Source organism: Bacillus sp. AFS001701, assembly GCF_002559405.1.
Taxonomy (GTDB): domain Bacteria; phylum Bacillota; class Bacilli; order Bacillales; family Bacillaceae_G; genus Gottfriedia.
On the sequence record NZ_NTZO01000494.1, the window covers coordinates 1 to 691 of the forward strand.

At 27.8% G+C, this 691-nt stretch carries 1 protein-coding gene and 1 pseudogene; one reads left to right on the forward strand and one right to left on the reverse strand.

Annotation, left to right across the window (positions count from 1 at the left end; translation table 11 throughout):
- A pseudogene (locus CN514_RS25945) lies at positions 1 to 378 on the forward strand (hypothetical protein); the annotation flags it as partial.
- 44 nt (positions 379 to 422) lie between these two features.
- Here the strand turns inward: CN514_RS25945 and CN514_RS21590 are convergent.
- Entirely contained in the window at positions 423 to 614 is a 192-nt protein-coding gene (locus tag CN514_RS21590; protein WP_098234341.1) for a hypothetical protein, read from the reverse strand.
- Positions 615 to 691 lie beyond the last annotated feature (77 nt).

The following is a 691-nucleotide window of genomic DNA, read 5'->3' on the forward strand; positions in this document are numbered from 1 at the left end:
AATGAGGAGAAAAATAAATATTATTATAATTTTTCCGAAAACAAATATATTAAATATATTCAAAATGAAGAAATCTATGAAATTGGTAAATTATTAATTACAAGGGAAAATAGAGGTAAAGGATTTTTTAAACAAATTTTACTTGCGTGTTATGATCATGCCAATCATTCTAACGCCGATTGGTATATTGGTACAATAAATAAAAGACTATATATGTTTGCTAGAAGTGCAGGATTTAAAATTTTACCGATTGATGAATATTTTGAAATAAGTGATGATATTATTGCTGTACCATTTTTATTGGATATTAAACATGCTATTAAGTTATTAAAATATTCAAATGAATTTAAAGAAATATTAATGTATTATGATAAGTAAATGCGAAAAACTCAGGGATAAACCTGAGTTTTTCAATTTCCATACTATTCTTGTTCAAGAACACCTGCTGCTTGATTCGTTTGATTATAAGCAGTTTGACAAGCTTGAAGCGCTTGTTCGATTCTTTCATGGTTTTGGGGTTTTTCAACGGTTTCTAATGCAGATTGAAGACATTCAATTGCGTGTTTAAGTTCAGTAGTTGCATCCTGAGTATATTGTCGCGCATTTTTTTGCATGGAAACTCCTCCTTTCATACAAATTTATTTTTGACAAACATTCATTTTAGTATGTAAAAAAACGTAGAAGAAATTTC

What these genes read in the sequence shown, in the direction of transcription:
- CN514_RS21590 (WP_098234341.1), bottom strand. Translation starts at nt 614, where the DNA reads ATGCAAAAAAATGCGCGACAATATACTCAGGATGCAACTACTGAACTT.